The sequence below is a fragment of the Kitasatospora sp. NE20-6 genome (genome assembly GCF_045862635.1).
In genome coordinates, this window is sequence record NZ_BPRL01000023.1 from 78,074 (window position 1) to 93,596 (window position 15,523).

The window sequence follows — 15,523 nt, forward strand, 5'->3', positions numbered from 1 at the left end:
CCCTTTCCGCATGCCTCCGAGGAGCGCCATGACAGCCGCCTCCACCACCCCCGACGCCGTGTCCGGTGCCGTGTCCGTTCCGGCCGCCGGTCCCGCCTCCGTTCCCGCCTCCGGTTCGGCCGCCGGTCGTGCCTCCGCCGACCCGGCCGACGACGCGCACGAGCTCGCCGTCCGCCGCCTCCGCCAGGCCCTCGGCCCGGTCGACGTCCTGCGCAGCACCGCACTGAGCGGCGGCCTCTACAACGCCGCCCGCCTGCTCGAACTCGCCGACGGGCGGCGCCTGGTGCTCAAGGCGGCACCCCCGGCCACCGACCCCGCCCTCACCCACGAGCAGGGCCTCCTCGGCACCGAGGCGCTCTTCCACCGACTCGCCGCCACCACCGGCGTCACCGTGCCCACCGTGCTCCACCACGAGCCGGCCGGCCCCGGCACCCCGTCCGAGTGGCTCCTGCTCGGCTTCCTCGACGGCACCACCTGGGACGCCGCCCGCGACCGGCTCACCCCGGAGGACCGCGCCGCGCTGCGCCACCGGCTCGGCGAGGCCGCGGCCCGTCTCGCCACCGCCACCGGACCGGCGTTCGGCTACCCGCAGCCCGTGCCCGGCCTGAGCGGACCGGACTGGCCCACCGCCTTCACCGGCATGCTGAACGCCGTCCTCGCGGACGCCGCCCGCTTCGGCGTGCCGCTGCCCGTGCCCGCCGAGCGCCTCGCGGCCCTGCCGACGCGTTTCGCGGCGCAGCTCGCCGAGGTGCGGCGGCCCGCGCTCGTCCACTTCGACGCCTGGGAGGGCAACATCGTGCTCACCCAGGACGCCGGTGGCGCCTGGCGGCTGGCCGGGCTCATCGACGGCGAGCGCGCCTTCTTCGGCGACCCGCTCGCCGAACTCGTCGGCCTCGACCCGCTCGGAGCGGTAGAGGACGACGCGGACTTCACGGCCGGCTACCGCAGTGTCACGCCCGGCCCGCCGCTCGACGACGCCGCCCGTGCCCGCCTCGCCCTCTACCGCCTCTACCTCGCCCTGATCATGCGCGTCGAAGCCGTCCCGCGGGCGTACGAGGGCGGGCACGCGGCCTGGCTCGACGGCTGGTCGGACGGACGCATCCCGGAGCAACTCGCGCTGCTGGACGCCCTGGAGAGCTGAGCGGAGGCGGGGGAGGGCACGGTGCACCGGAGGATGCCGGACAGGTGACGGACGGACGGCGGACGCCGGACGGGCGGTGGGCGCCCGCGCGGAGGTGGGCCGAAATTCCGGCTGCCCCCGTCAACGGCCGTGCGAGGATGGCGGCATGACACGTGATCTTCGTCTCTGCTTCGTCGGTGACTCGTTCGTCGCGGGGATCGGCGACCCGCAGTTCCTCGGCTGGGCGGGGCGTCTCGCCGCGCAGACCCAGAACGCCGGCCTGCCGCTCACGGGATACAACCTCGGGGTGCGGCGGCAGACGTCCGCCGACATCCTCGCCCGCTGGGAGGGCGAGTGCGCCCAGCGCCTGGCGGACGGCACCGACCGGCGCGTCGTGCTGTCGTTCGGCGTCAACGACACCACGCCCCTCGGTGACGGCACGCGCGTGCCCGCCGAGGAGTCACCGGCCAACCTGCGGGCGATGCTGCCCGTCGCGGCGGCCCGCGGCTGGTCGGTGCTCGTGGTCGGCCCGCCCCCCGTGCCCGACGCCGGACAGAACGCCCGTACGGCCGCCCTCGACGAGCAGTTCGCCGTCGTCTGCGCCGAGGCGGGGGTGCCGTACGTGCCCGTCCTCCCGAGCCTGCTCGCCAGCGAGGTCTGGATGCGTGAGGTGCGGGCCGGCGACGGCGCCCACCCAAGTGCGGGCGGCTACGAGGTGTTCGCCGGCCTGGTCGCGCCGCGGTGGCGCGCCTGGATCTCCGACGGCGGGCAGGCGTGACCGCTCGGACGGCCGCGGCGGGGCACCGCCGTACCGGGCCGGTGCCGCGTACCTCGGCGCTCCTCGTCATCGACATGCAGCAGGCCCTGGTGGCGATCGCCCACCGGCCCGCCGAGACCGTCGCCGTGATCGCCGGGCTCCGCCGCCGGGCCGCAGCCGCGGGTGCGCCGGTCGTCACGGTCCAGCACCGCGGCGGCGGGCTGGCGGAGGGCAGCCACGGCTGGCGGATCGTGCCCGAACTCGCCCCCGGGGCGGGTGAGCCGGTCGTCCACAAGACCAGCGCGGACGGCTTCCTCGGCACCGGTCTCGACCGGACGCTGAAGGCGGCCGGGGTGACCGAGGTGGTCGTCACCGGGTTCGCCACCGAGATCTGCGTCGACACCACGGCACGTCAGGCGCTGAGCCACGGGTACGACGTGGTGCTGGTGGCCGACGGCCACACGACGTCCGTCCGGCCCGACGCGGGCGAGTACGCCGCGCCGGAGCGGTCCGTCGCGCACCACAACGAGATCTTCCGGAACCTCGACTTCCCCGGCCGGAGCATCCGGGTGCTGCCCGCCTCCGCGGTGGACTTCGCCCCGGCGGACCTCCCCGCCGCGGATCCCTTCGCGGATGCGGATGCGGCGGAGGCGGGGGCGCCCGAGGCGGAGGCGGCGCCGGAAAGCCGGTGAGCGACCCCCGCCCGAGCCCGTCTCACGTGCCGCGGGCGCGCGAGGCGAGCAGGACGGACAGGGCGCACGGCGCGAACAGCAGCGCGAAGGCCGTGCCGTAGCCGACGGGATCGGACGCGCCCACGCCGAGACAGGCGCTGAACACGCCCGAGGCGATGCCGAGCACCGTGACCTGGCCGAGGTTCTGGGAGGTCTGCATCGCGCTGCCCGCGTAGCCCTGCCGGCCGGGCGGGCTGTGGGTGAGCGAGAGGACGGTGACCGACGGCACGTACAGGCCCATGCCGACGGCCGCGACCATCATGGCGGACACGGCGGTGTACGCGGGCGTCGCCGGCAGCGTCCCGGCGATCGCGAGGCCGACCGCCGCGGTCTGCACCAGGGCCCCGGCCACGACGAGCCGGTGGCGTGCCCAGCGTTCGAGGCGGCCCTGCAGCCAGGATGAGGCGGCCCAGGCGAGCGCGGCACCGGTGAAGCCGAGGCCGATCACCACGGGCGGCGCCTGCCGGTCGGTGACGAGCAGCAGGGGCACGTAGGCCTCCAGGGTGAAGAACACCCCCGACCCCAGCCCCCGCAGCAGCACCGTGGCGGGCAGGCCGCGGGCGGCCCGCCACGTGCCCGGCGGCAGCAGTCGCGGCGCGAACACCGCCAGCAGGGCGATCCCGCCGGCGGCGGTCAGCAGATGGCGGGTGTCCCGGCCGGAGGCGCCGTACTGCCCCAGCGCCGCTCCGAGGCTCACCGCGCACGCGACGAGCAGCGCCGGGCGCGGTGGCGCGGCTCCGGACACGGCGCGGGCGGCCGCCCACGAGGGGCGGCGCAGCAGGGCCACCACGGCCAGTGCGGGCAGTGCGGTGACGGCGGCGAGCCCGAGGAACACGGCCCGCCAGGACCACGTCGCGGCGACCAGCCCGGCCAGCGGGGGGCCGACCAGCGACGGGACGACCCAGCAGGCGCTCATCAGGGCCAGCACGCGCGGGCGCAGGCGGTCGGGGTAGGCCTGGCCGATGGCCGCGTTGATCGACACCGCGACCGTCCCGCCGGCGAGCCCGTCCAGGAAGCGGCCGGCTGCCAGCTGCCAGATCGACGTGGCGGCCCCCGAGAGCAGCAGGGTGACCACGGAGAGCACCATGCCCGCGGCCAGCGGGCGCTGCGGTCCGGCCCGGTCCGACCAGTGGCCGCCGAGCACCCCGCCGAGCAGTCCCGCGGCCACGAAGCAGCCCGCGACCAGCGGGTAGAGGGACACCCGGCCCAGGTCCTGTGCGGCCGTCGGCAGGGTGGGGACGACGGCGAGCGCGGCGAACCCGGTCAGGAACATCACCGCGGCGAAGCAGGTGGTGGCGGCGGCGTGCGGCCCGGAGAACAGCCCGTCGGCCGCTCCGGCGGGCGTCGGCCGGCCGGCCGGTGCCGGGCGGCCCCCCGGCACCGGCGCGGCCGGCCCCTCGGACGCGGGCGGACCACTCGACGGGCGGGTAGGAGGATCGGTCACGAACGCACAAGCTAGGCGCAGCGCGCGTCCGGGTGCCACGGGTTTTCCGGGCCCGCCGCCGGCCGCCGGCCGCCGCGGACGGGTCGGGCCTGCCGGGTCGCGCCTGCCGGGCCTGCGCGGGAGCGTGGTCAGGCGGCGGCGGCCCAGTGGGCGACGGCGGAGGCGACGTCGGGGTACGTCGGGATGACCGAGTCGAGGTGGGTGGCCCGGTAGGAGGTCTCGGCGCTGCCGTGCAGGCCGGCCAGGCCGAGGGCGGTGCCGTTGGCGCGGCAGCGCTTGTACGCGACGAGGACGGCGCTCATCCCGCAGGCGTCCCAGAAGTCGACGTCCGAGAGGTCGACGACGACCAGGTCCGGGCCCTTGGCGAGCTCGCTGATCACGGTCTCGCGCAGGGTGGGCGCGGTCGACCGGTCGAGGCTGCCGCGGAAGCCGACGACCACCCGGCCGCCGCGGCGGCTGACGGCGATCGCGTGGTGGCCCGGTTCGAACGGGAGGTCCAGGAGGATGTGTCCGTGACCGTAGCCGTTGGCGTACATGGGCTGCTCCAGGGGCCGGCCCCGCCGGTGGGGAGCGGGGGGTGTGCCGGGAGCGTGGGAGCGCTCCCTCGGTCCATGGTTGCCGTCCGGCCCGGGCAGGTGTCAAGCGGTGTGTCGGTTTTGTTACGGGCGGATGACGGCGAGGCGGTCCGTCCCGAACCGGATCGTTGCAGGTCAAGCAGGGCCTGATAAGCAGCGGGCGGTCCTTCGGCCAGGGCCGGAGGACCTGGTGCCGGTCCGGCTGTCCCCGGGGTGGCCCTCGATGCTTGGGAGCGCTCCCAGGAAGGTGGGGAGAAGTGGGGGGCGGGCCCGGGGGCGGCCCCCACCCGGGGCGGGCCGGCCGGCCCGGCCCCCCCCCGCCCCCCGCGCAGCTCCAGCTTCGCCGTGCCCTCGGTGTAGAGCATGAACGGCACGTCCACGTGCTGGAGGTCGGAGCCGATCCGTCCGAGCTCCGCCACCGGCACCGACACCCGCGACCACTCGCCGGCTGGCCGCTCCGCGAGCTCGGCGAGCCGCGGTGCGAGGTCGAACCCGGGCTGCGCCGGGTAGTCGTCGTGGCACGCCAGGTAGAGCGGCCCGGTGGGCGCCTCCAGCACGCGCACCTCGAACTCGACCGCGCCGCCCGCCTCGGCGTAGCCGCGCAGGTCGGCCGGACGGCCCGAGGGGTCCTGGGCGTAGACGAAGGCGGCGTAGCCCTTGAACTCCAGCGACAGCGCGTCCGGCCGCGCCGGGTCGTCCAGCGGCTCCGAGCGGACGACCAGCACGTCGGTCGGCCCGTCGAAGGAGATGTGCGGCCGCGACCACGTGTTGTGCCCGCCGATGCGGACGTCGAACGCCAGGCCGTCCGGTCCGCCCAGGACCTCCAGCGGACCGTCGACGGCGGGCACCGGCGTGGTGTCCACGTAGGTGTCCTCCGGCAGCGTCCCGGTGGGCGCGCCCGGGTCCGCGAGCCGCAGCCCGTGCCCGTACGCGAAGAGCGGCGCGTGCTCGCCCTCCGGGGCCTGCTCCTCCGCCGGCATCGCGTAGCCGGGGATGTGCGGGGGGATGCGGTTCACGGTGTGCGAGCGTGCGGTGCCCGGCCAGGAGAAGCCGAGCCGGCCCTGGAAGTCGTACGCCGGGCCGCCCTCGGGCGCGGCGAACAGCAGGTCGGTGATGCCGCCGGCCTCGGTGCCGGGCAGCCACGCCGCCACGAAGGCGTCCGAGAGGTTGATCTCCTCGGTGGTGTACATCGGCCGGCCGGAGAAGAAGACCGTGACCACGGTGGTGCCGCTCTCGCGGAGCCGCCGCAGGGTCTCCAGGTCGCGGGCGTAGGAGCGCTTGAGGCCCGCGTAGGCGAGCGTGCCCCAGGGCTTGATCGTGCCGCGCATCTCGGCGTACGAGTCCTCGCCGATCACCACCACGGCGACGTCGTGCGCCGCCGGGTCGGCCCGCTCCAGGTACGGGTCGAGGGTGCAACGGCCGTCGCCGACGACCTCGCGCACCGCGTCGGCGACGGTCTGCGCGCCGGGCAGGTCGTCCAGGGTGACGTCGTTGCCCTGCCAGGTCAGCGTCCAGCCGCCGGTCTGCTTCTGGATGGCGTCCGCGCCGCTGCCCGCCACCAGCACCCGGGAGGTGCGCGCCAGCGGCAGGGTGCCCGGCTCGTGCTTGAGCAGCACGAGCGACTTGCGGACGGCCTCGCGGGAGAGCGCCCGGTGCTCGGCGCAGCCCAGCACGGCGGGGTCGGCCGTGCGGTCGGCGGGGCGCGGGGCGTCCCACAGCCCGGCGCGCATCTTGACGCGCAGCACGCGGCGTACGGCGTCGTCGATGCGCTCCTGGGTGATGCGCCCGGCCCGGACGTGCTCGGCGGCGGTGCGGTGCACCGACTGCCAGGCGTCGCGTCCGGCGACCATGAGCACGTCGATCCCGGCGGCGATGGCGTAGCCGGCGTCGCCGACGGTGCAGCCGGAGACCTCGGCGTGGGCGTCCCAGTCGCTGATGACGATGCCGTCGAAGCCGATCTGCTCCTTGAGCACGTCGGTCACGAGGTAGCGGCTGCCGTGCAGCTTGTGGTTGTAGGGCTCGCCCCACTCCGGTGCGTGGTCGTAGTTGGCCTCCGACTCCCAGCTGCTGAAGGAGACCATCACCGACTGCGCGCCCGCGGCGATGCCGGAGAGGAAGCCGACGGCGTGGATGTTGCGGACGAGGTCCTCGTCGCAGACGGCGGTGCCGCGGTCGCCGCCGTTGACGGTGCCGCCGTCGGCGACCCAGTGCTTGATGCAGGCGATCACGCCGGAGCCGGCGTCGGCACCCTGCACGCCCGCGACCATGGCGGGCGCGTAGGCGTGCACGACCTCCGGGTCCTCGGCGTAGCCCTCGTAGTACCGGCCCCAGCGGCGGTCGCGCGGGGTGGTGACGGTGGGCGCGAACGTCCAGGACATGCCGGTGGCGGCGATCTCGCGGGCGGTGGCCTCGCCGATCCGGCGGATCAGCTCGGGGTCGCGGGCCGCGCCGAGACCGATGTTGTGCGGGTAGATCGTGGCGCCGTACACGTTGTTGTGGCCGTGCACCGCGTCGGTCGCCCACATGAACGGGATGCGGAAGCCGCGGCCCTCGTAGGCGCCCTCGGCGGCCTCCCAGAAGCGGTCGACGGTCTTCACCCAGTCGCCCGCGCTGGCCCGGCGGTCGCCGCCGGGCCAGATGCCGGCGCCGTTCAGCGCGGAGCCGATGGCGTACGCGCGGACGTCCTCCGGGGTGAGCTCGGCCAGCTCCGGCTGGATCATCTGGCCGAGCTTCTCCTCCAGGGTCATCCGGCCGAGGATGTCCTCGATGCGCGCCTCGACGGAGGGGTCGAGCGGCACGGCCGACTGCACGGCGGGCCAGTCAGGGTGGTGGACGAGGGGTTCCTGCACTGCCATGGGGTCCTCTCCGGACGGTCTTACGAGCGGGGGGCGGGCATCGGGTACGCGTCGGCCGCGACCCAGAACTCCTCAAGGGGCCGGGTCGTGACCCGCTCCAGGAACTCCGGCGGGACGACGGTGCGCTGCTGCCCCGGCGCGTACAGCGTGACCTGGGTGCGGTGCTCCGCCATCGCGGCACGCTTGACGGTGAGCTGCGGGGCGATGTCGCGGGCGGTGATCCGCTCGGGCGCCCGTTCGGCGACGGCGACGGGCTCGTTGCGGTTGACGAAGACGAACTCGGCTTCCGTCCGCTCGTCCCACACCACGTACTTGAAGACGGCCGGGGTCAGCCCGAGGTCGGCCAGGCAGCCGAGCACGATCTCACCGGTGAGCCGGTGGTCCGCGTTCAACTCCTTGACGTCGTGCGGGAGGTAGACCTCGGAGACCTCGGGGTACGAGGCGAGGACCTTGCGGACGGCCTCCCGGCAGTCGTCGACCGACTCCGCGAGCAGGGTGTCGGTGAAGCCCAGCAGGTGCACGTCCTCGTCGGCGACGCCGAGGACGCGGGCGGCGTTCCGGGCCTCGCCCGCACGGATCACCGCGAGCTCCTCCGGGGTCGGGTCGGTGTCCATGCCGAGCACCGCGGAGTGCGAGCGGGAGCCGTCGGTGGCCCAGACGATGCCGACCCGGTGACCGGCGGCGGTGCGCCGGGCTATCGTGCCGCCGCAGGCGATGGTCTCGTCGTCGGGGTGCGGCGAGAAGACCAGCACCAGGCCGGCGTCCGGGTCTTGGGCGGCCAGGTGGTCAGCGCAGGAGGGGAGGCCGCCCTCCCGGATCAGGTCGTTGATCAGGAAGAAGTGGTTGTCGGGCACCAGCCGGGTGATCGGGGTGTCGTACTTCTCGCCGAAGTAGCGGTAGTTGGCCGCGGCCGACCGCATGTTCTCGGTGTAGCTCTTGGGGTGCGGCACGTGGATGGCGGCGGCGTCGCGGTTCAGCACGAAGCGGTCGCCGGCCCGGTGCAGGCGGTACGAGAGGTCGACGTCCTCGGCGCCCCAGGCGCGGTAGTTCTCGTCGAACCCGCCGACCTCGCGCAGCCGTTCGGTGCGGGCCGACACGTTGCACGTCCAGTACACCAGCCACGGGGCGGGAAGGTCCGCGAAGTCGTCGCCGTACTTCTCGTACCACTCCTCGCGGATGTCCAGCCAGCGGCCCTCCGAACGGAGTTCCTCCATGGTGGCGTCGGGGTTCGCGTAGTCGATGGCGCGTTCCATCACCGCGCCGTCCTCGTTGTCCTCGTTGAAGCAGAAGACGTACCCGCAGACCGCGACCGGCACCGGCGAGGAGGTGTGGCTCGCCAGGTGGGCGGCGAGCGCGCCCGAGTGCAGCAGCACCCCGGAGTCGACGAACACCGAGACCTCGCCGGAGGCGTGCGCCAGGCCGAGGTTGCGGGCGGCCGCGACGCGGTAGCCCTGGTCCTCCTGGAAGAGGTACGTCACGTCGAGGCGGTCGGCGAACTCGGCCGTGACGTCGGCGGATCCGTCGGAGGAGCCGTCGTCGACGACGATCACCTCGAAGGTGTCAGACGGCAGGCTCTGCCGTGCCAGCGACTCCAGCGTGAGCCTCAGAAGCCGCTCCCGGTTGTACGTCGGCACGATCACGCTGACCTGAGGAACCTTGCTGTCCACGACCCCTCCCGAGGGCGAGTAGCAGGGTCGCGGCCGCGGAGAGCAGCGCGCAGACCCAGAAGACATCGGTGAAGCCCGCCCACTGGGCGACCGTGCCGGCGGTGGCCCCGCCGAGCGCGATGCCCGCCTTGAACGAGCTGGAGTAGAGCGCGGACGCGGCGCCGACCCGGTCGGACATCGCGTCCTGGAGGATGGTCACGGGGATGCTCAGCACGACCGCCGTCCAGGCCGCGTTGGGCAGCTGGAGGACGATCAGCATCCACTTCTCGTCCGCCAGCGGCAGCAGCGAGAAGAACACGACGGCGCACAGCGCACCGGCGGTCACCAGCCGCCACTTGCCGAACCGCTCGGCCCGCGAGCCGAGGTACATCATCACCGGCACCTCCAGCGCCGAGGCGGTGCCGAGCATGATGCCGGTGAACCCGGCGTCGAAGCCGAGGTCCTTGGTGACGAACAGCGCGATGTTGATCTGGTAGATGCTGTTGACCGCGAGGAGCAGCACCACCGCGATCATCAGCATCAGCATCTGCCCGCCGATGCCCCGGTACGGGCTGCCGGCCGAGGCGTCACCGCTCTCGATCCGCAGGTTCGGCAGCCACCACAGGCACAGCGCGCCCGCCGCCATGTACAGCGCGGCGGCGGTCAGGAAGAGCGTCGGGAAGCCGCGGACGTCGATCAGCAGGAAGCCCAGCGGCGGGCCGACGATCCAGGCCAGCGAGGTGACGGAGCGCAGCGCCGAGTTGAAGAACGTCGGGTTCATCGCCCGGTTGTCGGCGAACTCCCGCGTGTAGGCGAAGAGCTGGGAGAAGCAGGCGCTGCCGATGCCGAAGAACACGGCCGCCGCGGCGAACAGCAGGTAGTAGTTGCGCAGCCCGGCGAAGCAGACCGCGCCGATGCCCGACAGCAGCGAGCAGATGGCGAGCAGCGCACGCCGGTTGCCGATCCGGTCGGACATCGCCCCGACGACCAGGTCGGAGACGATCTCCATCACCGCCCGGCCGGCGAAGAACAGGCCGATCAGCAGCGGGGTGACGCCGACCTCGTCGGAGAGGAAGAGGCTGACCGAGGTGGTCACCATCGCCCCGCCGATGCCGATCATGCCGGTCGCGCCGACCAGCCCGCCCAGCGCGCGGTCCCGCAGCAGCGGCCCGATGCCGGACACGACCGTGCGGACGGTCCCGCTCACCGCGCCACCTCCGCCGTGCCGTGCTCACGCTGCCGGTACGGCAACCAGGGAGCGATCTCCCGTCCCGGCGGCACCGTGCGGGCCGCGGCGGCCTCCGCCGCCGTCACCGTGCCGTCCGCGGCGAGCGCGTCCAGGACGGTGCCGTCCAGGGCGGCGAGCATGCGGAGGCGCAGCTGCGCCGGGTCGAACAGCACGTCGTGCACGCCGGGCGGCTGCGCCGGGGTGCCGGGCTGGAGTCCGGCGGGGTCGACCTGGCCCGAGACCAGCCGCCAGAACGCGGCGAAGTCCTGCGCCGGGTCGGGCACGGTGCCGGCCAGCAGACCGATGCGCACCGTCTCCAGCCAGCAGTCGTAGTAGCGGCGGTCGTCGAGCCGGTGCATGTGTTCGGCGCACCAGCGGGTGCGTTCGTCCTCGTCCGGCAGCACCGCGCCGCCCTCGAAGACCCGCAGCGCCCAGCCGGCGATGGCCTCGAAGTACGGGCAGGCGGTGCCGAACGCCTCGGTGTCGACCGGGGTGTTGATGATCGCCAGGGTGGGGTCGGCGGCGTGGAAGAAGTGCTCGTACAGCTCCTCGCGGCGCAGCTCCGGCAGGAACGAGTAGTCCGGCAGGCCGTAGCCGAGACAGAGGACGACCGTGTCGTAACGGGCCCGCAGGCCGTCGGCGAACACCGCCGCGCCGTCCGGCTCGAAGCGGCCGAAGGCGGGCCGCACCCGCACCTGCCCGCTGGCGACCGCGGGCACGATCCGGTCGTTCACGTGCACCGCCCCGTGGAAGCCGTCGGTCGGCAGGATAGCGCTCTCCCGATACAGCGCAAAATACTCCGGTTCGAGTTGCTCCAGCCACTTCAGGTAGTCCTGGTAGGGGAGTTCCTCCACGGCGACCCTGGCCGCGTACGACAGCAGGGCGTCGTTGTAGACGCCGCCCACCATCCGCGGCAGGAAGAGCTGCAGCCGTCGCACCGACCAGTCCACCGAGGCGCCGCCGGCGGCGAGTTCGGCCGCGATGTCGGCACCGCTGACGCCGCCGCCCACCACGAGCACCCGGCGGCCCTCGAAGCCGTCGGCGCTGCGGTACTGCTTGGCCGTCAGCACCTGGACGCCCGTGTCCGCGGACGGCAGGAAGTCCGGTGTACGGGACTCCCAGAGTTCTCCGCTGGCGACCATGACGGCGTCGAACCGCTCGGTGGACACCGCGTCAGCCGTACGGGCGGTGACCTCCCAGCGGCCGTCGCGCCGGACGACCTCCTGCACGTCGCTGCCGAACCGGGTGACCGGCAGCACGCCGAACCGTTCGGCGTAGGCGTGCAGGTAGCCGTGCACCTCGTGCAGGGTGGGGAAGTCGGTGTCGAAGGCGGGCGCGAAGTCGGAGTACGGGAAACTCATCCGCGAACTCTGCATCCGTACGCTCTCGTAGGCGCCGCCCGAGGCGGGGTTCCAGATCCCGCCGACCTCGTGCAGCCGCTCGTACAGCACGACCTCGTGCCCGCGTTCCAGCGCCTGTTTGGCGCTGGTCAGCCCGGCCGGTCCGGCGCCGATCACTGCGACCCGCATGGCCACCCCTTTCCCTGGGTTGCTCGAAACCATCACGTGGGGACTCCCGTCCGACGGACGGGCCGGGCTTCCGCCCGGCCCGTGCCGTCAGATGAACGGGTCGAAGTCCGGTATCAGCGCGGGCGGTTCGGTACGCCCGGCGAGACCGCCGATCTCGACGTTGCTGGGATGCCGGGCACACATGAACCGGCAGTCCTTGCGCGGGTCGATGACCGTGGTGTCGGCCTTGTGCCACATCTCCGCGAACGACGTGTCGCGGATGTCGCCAAGCTTGGCCTTCTCGTTGCCCCGGTGGTAGGGGCAGATGTAGACACCGGTCGGGGTGACGGTGGTGCGCAGTTCGGCGACCGCGCAGGAGGCGTAGTCCTTGGCCTGGTGCGGGTCGTCGGCGCTGCGTACGGCCAGCCAGTTCGAGGAGCGCAGCAGGTGGAAGTTCTCGTCCTCCAGCTCGCCGAGCCGGCGCCACTGCTCCTCGACGCGTTCGAGGTCGGCGGCGTCCTGGTTGACCGTGAAGTGGTCCATGTCGAGCATCGCCTTGAGCTCGAAGTAGTCGCAGCCGATGTCCTTGGCGAGCACCCCGGCCTCGTACACCTCGTCGTAGTTGGAGTCGGTGACGGTGCCGTCGGCCGCGTGGCGCTGCATCAGCAGGAAGGAGTAGCCGAGCCGGCCGGCCTTGCGGGCGGCCAGGCTGCGCATGTTCTCGACGACCTGCGGGAAGATGCTGCGCTTGGTGCGGGTCGGCCGGAATGCGTCGTAGGTGGGGCCGGTGGCGGCGTCCATGGAGACGCGCACCCAGGAGAGCATGCCGGCCAACTCGTCGAGGTAGCGGTGGATCTGGGTGCCGTTGGTGACGAGACCGAGCCGGATGCCGGCGTTGTGCAGGGTCTCGATGACGGTGCCGACGGAGCGGTGCATGAGCGGTTCGCCGCCGCCGATGAGGATGACGGCGCGAACACCGGTCCCGGTGAGCTCCTCGGCGAGTTCGACGATGCGGTCCTTGGCTATCTGGCCGTGGTTGAGCACGTTGGAGCTGATGCACTCGGGGCAGGCCAGGTCGCAGACCGTCGTCGGGTCGAGGTCGATGACGAGCGGGGTGGCGAGACGTTCGCCGTGGGCGACGCGGGAGACCTCCGGGAAGATGGACTCCTGGTAGATCTTGCCGACGAGGTCGAGGTTGTCGGCGACGTGCGCCGTGCCGAGCTGCACCGTGGCGGGCTGCGCCGTGGTGGGCTCGGGCAGGTCGGTCGGTCGGCCGGCGAGCCAGGTGGCTCCGGCGGACAGTCCGCTGCTGACGGGGCCGGGTTCCGGCTGGTCCTGCGGAAGGGCGGGCATGGATCACTCCTCGTGCTGTCCGGACATGACGGGGCAGGCGGGCGGGGGGTGATGACGGTGCGACGGTGCGCCGTCTCGGTGCGTGACGGGAGGGTGGTGCTTCGGCGGAAGGGTTCGGGGGTTTTGGGGGGTCTGGAGGGGGTTTTCGAGGGGGTCCTGGGAGAGGGCTCTCTGGGAGCGCTCCCACACTCTTACGATGCTCAGATGCCGTGTCAAGAGCGTCACACCGGTTACATTCTGACACTTGATCACCATCAGTCTCGCAGGTCGCCGCCCGTCCTGTCCGGCTCTCCGGCCAGCCGTGCCGCGCGCAAGGTCAGGTAGTGCCTTTCCGGCAGGCTGGTGGTACGTTCGGCTGCGGCCCGGTAGTCGGTGATCGCCGCCTGCCGCTCACCGGCCGTCTCCCGCAGGTGGGCCCTTACGGCATACAGCCGTTGATGCCCGGCCAGCCGTCCGTCCGCCTCGACCGCGGCGAGGGACGCGAGCCCCGCGCCGGCGCCGTGCACCATCGCCACCGCGACGGCCCGGTTGAGCGCCACCACCGGATTGTCCGCCAGCCCCTGCAGCACGTCGTAGAGCGCCAGGATCTGCGGCCAGTCGGTCTCCCCGGCGGTGGCCGCCTCGTCGTGCAGCGCGGCGATCGCCGCCTGCACCTGGTACGGACCCACCGGACCGCGCGGCAGGGTCGCCGTGATCAGGGCCACGCCCTCGGTGATCGCCGCCGCGTCCCACCGGCCGCGGTCCTGCTCGGCGAGCGGCACCAACTCGCCGCCGGGGCCCGTACGGGCGGCGCTGCGGGCGTGGGTGAGCAGCATCAGCGCGAGCAGCCCGGCCGCCTCGCTGCTGCCGGGCACCTCCCGGTGCAGCGCCCGGGCCAGCCGGATCGCCTCCACCGACAGGTCGACGCGCTGCAGCTCGGGGCCGGCGCTCGTGGCGTACCCCTCGCTGAAGACCAGGTAGAGCACGTGCAGCACCAGCGCGAGGCGGCCGGGCAGTTCCTCGGGCCCGGGCAGCCGGAACGGCACGCCGGAGGCCTTGATCCGCTGCTTGGCGCGGCTGATCCGCTGCCCCATCGTGGACTCCGGCACCATGAAGGCCCTGGCGATCTCGGCGGTGCCCAGCCCGCCGACCGAGCGCAGCGTCAGCGCGACGGCCGCCTGCGGGGTGAGCACCGGGTGGCAGCAGAGGAAGAGCACCGTCAGCGAGTCGTCGCGGTCGGCGGCGGCGTCCTCGTCGGCGGGCGGCGCGGCCCGGCGGTCGTCCGGCACCTGCGCCGCGACCGCCTCCTCGCGGCGGCGCCGCGCCGTCTCCCCCCGGACGTGCTCCGTCATCCGGCGCCCCGCGACCTGCACCAGCCATGCCTTCGGGTGCTGCGGCAGGCCGTCCGCGGGCCACTGCACGGCGGCGGCGAGCAGGGCCTCCTGCACGGCGTCCTCGGCGGCGTCGAAGTCGCCGTGGCGGCGGGTGAGCACGCCGACGACCTGCGGCGCGAGGGTGCGCAGCAGGTCGTCGACGCGGGGGCCGCCGGTGATCGGGGTCAGAGCTCCGTCGGCGGGGCGAACATCACCTGTCGCACCTCGATCGGCATGTTGAGCGGCTTGCCGCCGGGGCCGGGGGCCGAGGAGGCGTGCGCGGCGATCTCGACGGCGCGCTGCTCGGTCTCGCAGTCGACGATCCAGTAACCGGCCAGGAACTCCTTGGTCTCCGGGAAGGGGCCCTCGGTGACCAGCGGTGCGCCGTCGTGACCGGCCCTGACGATCTTCGCGGCCTCCGGGAACGCCAGGCCCTGGGCCTCCACGAACTCGCCGTCCGCGACGAGCTTCGCGTTGGTCTCGCGCATGAAGTCGATGTGGGCCTGCACCTCGCTCTCCGCCCACTCGGTGATGATCGGGAACTCGGCCTTCGCGGCACTGAACTGCATCAGCAGCATGTACTTCATCGTTCTCTCCTCATGTCCGGGCACCCGTGTGCGGGGTGCTGTCATGGGTGGGTAGAAGCTGCGGCGCCGATTTCGACATCCCCGGCCGGGATCCGGGAAACTTTTTTCTCCGGGCCTGCGGTCAGCGCAGGTCCGCCCGGCGGGCGCGCCCCCACCACGAGAGGAACGAGTCGACGACCTGCCCGGTGCCCGCCGGCACCGGCCGCCGGTGCCGCGGCAGCGACCAGGCGCGCGCCTGCTCGGCGAGCGCCTGCCGGGAACAGGTGCAGCCGGGGGAGGAGGAGCACGGTGTCATGGGCCTGGCCTTCCCACGTACGGTCGCGGTCTCGTCAGGGAAGGGTACCGGGGCCGCGGCTCCCGCCCGGGC

Annotated in this window: 13 protein-coding genes; 3 read left to right on the forward strand and 10 right to left on the reverse strand. The window is 73.6% G+C overall.

Annotated elements, in window-relative coordinates:
- Positions 1 to 28: 28 nt before the first annotated feature.
- The 3 genes from SNE206_RS19770 (at position 29) to SNE206_RS19780 (ending at position 2,569) form a co-directional block, all read left to right on the forward strand.
- A complete protein-coding gene (locus SNE206_RS19770; RefSeq protein ID WP_407914745.1) occupies positions 29 to 1,141 on the forward strand; it encodes a phosphotransferase family protein in 1,113 nt (370 codons plus the stop codon).
- Between the two features lie 145 nt (positions 1,142 to 1,286).
- A complete protein-coding gene (locus SNE206_RS19775; protein WP_407914746.1) occupies positions 1,287 to 1,898 on the forward strand; it encodes a GDSL-type esterase/lipase family protein in 612 nt (203 codons plus the stop codon).
- Complete coding sequence (locus SNE206_RS19780; RefSeq protein ID WP_407914747.1) at positions 1,895 to 2,569, forward strand: isochorismatase family protein; 675 nt, start codon at positions 1,895 to 1,897, stop codon at positions 2,567 to 2,569. The genes SNE206_RS19775 and SNE206_RS19780 overlap by 4 nt, the downstream gene beginning before the upstream one ends.
- A 22-nt stretch (positions 2,570 to 2,591) precedes the next feature.
- Here the strand turns inward: SNE206_RS19780 and SNE206_RS19785 are convergent, their stop codons facing one another.
- The 10 genes from SNE206_RS19785 to SNE206_RS19830 form a co-directional block, all read right to left on the reverse strand.
- Positions 2,592 to 4,052, reverse strand: a complete 1,461-nt coding sequence (locus tag SNE206_RS19785; protein ID WP_407914749.1) for an MFS transporter — start codon at positions 4,050 to 4,052, stop codon at positions 2,592 to 2,594.
- Between the two features lie 128 nt (positions 4,053 to 4,180).
- The gene (locus SNE206_RS19790) at positions 4,181 to 4,492 is read right to left on the reverse strand and encodes an STAS domain-containing protein (protein ID WP_407914750.1); all 312 of its coding nucleotides are present in this window, start codon (positions 4,490 to 4,492) and stop codon (positions 4,181 to 4,183) included.
- Positions 4,429 to 7,482, reverse strand: a complete 3,054-nt coding sequence (locus SNE206_RS19795; RefSeq protein WP_407914751.1) for a glycoside hydrolase family 3 N-terminal domain-containing protein — start codon at positions 7,480 to 7,482, stop codon at positions 4,429 to 4,431. The genes SNE206_RS19790 and SNE206_RS19795 overlap by 64 nt, the downstream gene beginning before the upstream one ends.
- Before the next feature lie 20 nt (positions 7,483 to 7,502).
- Complete coding sequence (locus SNE206_RS19800) at positions 7,503 to 9,149, reverse strand: PIG-L family deacetylase (RefSeq protein ID WP_407914752.1); 1,647 nt, start codon at positions 9,147 to 9,149, stop codon at positions 7,503 to 7,505.
- A complete protein-coding gene (locus SNE206_RS19805) occupies positions 9,043 to 10,335 on the reverse strand; it encodes a sugar efflux transporter (RefSeq protein ID WP_407914753.1) in 1,293 nt (430 codons plus the stop codon). Before SNE206_RS19805 ends, SNE206_RS19800 begins: the two co-directional genes overlap by 107 nt.
- Positions 10,332 to 11,885 carry an FAD-dependent oxidoreductase gene (locus SNE206_RS19810; protein WP_407914754.1) on the reverse strand — a complete coding sequence of 518 codons (1,554 nt, stop codon included), beginning with the start codon at positions 11,883 to 11,885 and terminating at the stop codon, positions 10,332 to 10,334. Before SNE206_RS19810 ends, SNE206_RS19805 begins: the two co-directional genes overlap by 4 nt.
- A gap of 87 nt (positions 11,886 to 11,972) precedes the next feature.
- The gene (locus tag SNE206_RS19815) at positions 11,973 to 13,217 is read right to left on the reverse strand and encodes a radical SAM protein (protein WP_407914755.1); all 1,245 of its coding nucleotides are present in this window, start codon (positions 13,215 to 13,217) and stop codon (positions 11,973 to 11,975) included.
- Positions 13,218 to 13,471: 254 nt separating this feature from the next.
- Complete coding sequence (locus SNE206_RS19820) at positions 13,472 to 14,749, reverse strand: RNA polymerase sigma factor (RefSeq protein ID WP_407914770.1); 1,278 nt, start codon at positions 14,747 to 14,749, stop codon at positions 13,472 to 13,474.
- A gap of 5 nt (positions 14,750 to 14,754) precedes the next feature.
- Positions 14,755 to 15,156 carry a YciI family protein gene (locus SNE206_RS19825; RefSeq protein WP_407914756.1) on the reverse strand — a complete coding sequence of 134 codons (402 nt, stop codon included), beginning with the start codon at positions 15,154 to 15,156 and terminating at the stop codon, positions 14,755 to 14,757.
- A gap of 121 nt (positions 15,157 to 15,277) precedes the next feature.
- Entirely contained in the window at positions 15,278 to 15,451 is a 174-nt protein-coding gene (locus SNE206_RS19830) for a hypothetical protein (RefSeq protein ID WP_407914757.1), read from the reverse strand.
- Positions 15,452 to 15,523: the final 72 nt, after the last annotated feature.